Source organism: Frankia sp. AiPs1 (genome assembly GCF_023716945.1).
Classification (GTDB): Bacteria; Actinomycetota; Actinomycetes; order Frankiales; family Frankiaceae; genus Frankia.
This window is the reverse complement of record NZ_JAMQQF010000687.1, coordinates 1-2,848: the sequence shown is the minus strand read 5'-3', so window position 1 is coordinate 2,848 and position 2,848 is coordinate 1. Positions and strand designations below refer to the sequence as shown.

The window sequence follows — 2,848 nt, the reverse complement described above, 5'->3', positions numbered from 1 at the left end:
GCGCGGCGACCGGCCCACGTCGTCGGTCTCGGCGTCCGGCACCGCCCCCGCGGCACGCCCCGACGACGGGTCGGACGGCCCGCCCGGGCCCCGCTGACCCGACCCGGCCCGGCCGGCAGTGCGGATGCCGAGAACTGTCGGTGGGCGTGGCTACGGTTGCGGCCCATGGGACGCATCGGGGCGTCCGTTCCCCTCGACCAGAAGGGCTGCCCATGCCAGCCATCACCCCGTGTCTGTGGTTCGACGATCAGGGCGAGCAGGCCGCGGAGTTCTACACGTCGATCTTCCCGAACTCCAGGATCACCAACATCGCCCGCTACGGTCCGGGCGGCATGCGTCCGGAGGGCACGGTGATGACGGTCCAGTTCGAGCTCGACGGGCGGGAGTACGTCGCGCTCAACGGCGGCCCCGCATTCACCTTCTCGGAGGCCATCTCCCTGCAGGTGTTCTGCGGTTCCCAGGCCGAGGTCGACGAGTACTGGACGCGGCTCACCGACGGCGGCGAGGAGAGCCAGTGCGGGTGGCTCAGGGACCGCTACGGGCTGTCCTGGCAGATCGTGCCGACCGTGTTGGGCGAGCTGCTCGGCGATCCCGATCCGGAGCGGGCCCGGCGGGCGACCGAGGCGATGCTGCGGATGAAGAAGATCGACGTCGCGGAGATCCGCCGCGCCGCGGACGGCACCTGATCGCTAAGATCGGCCGGGTGCCCCGAATCCTCGTGGTCGGCGCGTCCGGCTCCGGTAAGACGACGTTCGCCCGGCGGGTGGCCGCCACGCTGGGCGTCCCGCATGTCGAGCTCGACGCCCTGCATCACGGTCCGGGCTGGACCGTGCGGCCGGCCTTCGCCGCCGACGTGGACGAAGCGACGGCGGCGGCCGACTGGGTCGTCGATGGGAACTACTCGGCGGTCCGTGAGCTGGTGTGGGCGCGGGCGGACACGGTGATCTGGCTGGACCTGCCGCGTTGGCTGGTGGAGTGGCAGATCATCCGGCGCACGGCCGGCCGGCTGGTGCTGCGCACGCCGCTGTGGAACGGCAACCGGGAACGCTGGCGCTCGCTGCACCGGGCCAGCCATCCCCTCCGCTGGGGCTGGCGCAAGCACGGCGAGTACCGCATCAGCTACGGCAGCCGCTTCGCGGCCGGCGATCCGGCCGGCCGGCGGCTCGTCCGGCTGCGCAGCCGCCGCGAGGCGAGGGCGTGGTCTCCCGCCTGATCCGCGTGCGGCGCTCGCGGGAGAGGGCGGGCCGCCGGTCCCGCCCGCCCTCCCCCGCCGGTCGCGCTGTCGGGTCACGCTGTCGGGTCAGGCGAGCGGCACGACCAGCTCGGACGGGCTGGCGGCGGGCGAACCGACCGTCGCCGTCCCGTCGGCGCGGTTCATGTCGTAGTAGAGCGAGTCCCTGGTGTCGACGGCCAGGGAAAGCCGATGGCCGAACTGCAGGTCGTGCGCGACCGGGTCGAACGTGAGCCGAAGTTGCATCGCGACGTTCGGGGTGGCCTCCTGATAGCTGTCGACCGCCTTGGCGATCAGCGTCGAGCGGCCCGCGAGGTCCGTGTCGTACAGGTAGCCGACCAGGGTGCCGGCGTCCGAGTTGGGGGTGACGCTCAGGTTCAGTTCCGGCGTGCCACGGAGCTTCTGCGTCGCGAGGGTCGGCTCCGCCTGCCACACCGCGCCGTGTTTGCGATCGACCGAGCCGAGGTTCAGCTCGCTGGGCCGGTGGGTGATCCCATCCAGGAACTTGGTCACCAGAATCGTGCCGGCGTTCGCCGAGGTGTCCGCGTCCGCGCTGAACGTTGTCGACCAGTCCCCGGTCAGCGCGGAGGCCGAGAGTTGCCCGGTGCCGAGCGCGGCGGAGCCGAGCTGGAGGGTCGTGTGTGTGCCGGTGATCCCGGCCACGCTCTGGTAGGTCTCGACGGTGCCGCCGTCGGTGAGCAGCCGGACGGGCGCGGGCGCCGGTCCCTGTGCGGCGGTCGACGTGGGGATCAGGAAACGGTCGAACCAGTCCCAGGCCGCCGTCCAGGTGTCGTTGGGAATGCCGAACAGGCCGCCGATCTCGTTGGTGGCGTGGTCACCGGGGCTGAGACGAACCGTCTTGGGCCCGGTCAGTCGGTCAAAGAACGACAGTTGGGAGGCTGGTGGGAAATAGCCGTCGCTGTAGGAGGTCGACATGAAGACCGCCGGCTGGCGGGCGTTGAACTTGTCGAGGTATGTTCCGGCACCGCGCGTCTTCGCCCAGGACATCACCTGGGGCATGTTGCGGAAGGCCCGGTAGTCGTCGACGATCGCTCGGAACTCGGGGCTGCTGCGGCCGGATTTCTCCTGCAGCGTCGTCATCAGGTCGAGTGCCGCCTTGTGCCGGGTGTCCGCGTCGTACAGGGACGTCCCGAAGTCCACCCAGCCGCTCAGTGAGGCGACCGCCCGGATGCGGGTGTCGGCCGCCGCAGCCAGCAGGGCGATGCCGCCGCCGTAGGACAACCCGGCGACGCCGACCCGGTTCGCGGCGACGTCGAAGCGGCTGCTCGCCCAGGTGATCACGTCCGAGACGTCCGAGACGTCCAGGGGACCGGCAACGTCGACCGTGCCGCCGGAGCCGTAGAAGCCGCGGGTCGTGTAGGCGACGGCGGCATAACCGCGTTGGACCAGCAGATCGACCTGGGACTGCATGCTGGTGTCCTGGAAGCCCCAGGCCGCCGGCAGCACGACGAGGGGATGCGCGCCGCCGCCGGACGGCACACCCGTGATCGCGGTCAGGATCGTGCCGTCCGTGGCCCGGATCATGACCTGGTTCGTCGGCGCGGCGCTCGTCGGCGCCGCGGCCGGCGGGGTGGGCACCGGCGGGGCGCCCTGGGC

At 71.7% G+C, this 2,848-nt stretch carries 3 protein-coding genes; 2 read left to right on the top strand and 1 reads right to left on the bottom strand.

Translation table 11 applies throughout. From position 1 onward, the window contains the following. Positions 1 to 212 precede the first annotated feature (212 nt). Both ND748_RS29400 and ND748_RS29395 read left to right on the top strand, forming a co-directional pair. Entirely contained in the window at positions 213 to 686 is a 474-nt protein-coding gene (locus tag ND748_RS29400; protein ID WP_251749449.1) for a VOC family protein, read from the top strand. 17 nt (positions 687 to 703) lie between these two features. Next, positions 704 to 1,213 (top strand): AAA family ATPase, encoded by a 510-nt coding sequence (locus ND748_RS29395; protein WP_251749448.1) that lies wholly within the window; start codon positions 704 to 706, stop codon positions 1,211 to 1,213. Between the two features lie 87 nt (positions 1,214 to 1,300). On the opposite strand, the gene ND748_RS29390 is transcribed toward ND748_RS29395, so the two are convergent. Beyond that, positions 1,301 to 2,848: CocE/NonD family hydrolase (locus tag ND748_RS29390; RefSeq protein WP_251749447.1), on the bottom strand; the 1,548-nt coding region annotated here is incomplete at its 5' end.

Coding starts and splice junctions, on each gene's coding strand:
- ND748_RS29400 (WP_251749449.1), top strand. CDS start 213: ATGCCAGCCATCACCCCGTGTCTGTGGTTCGACGATCAGGGCGAGCAG.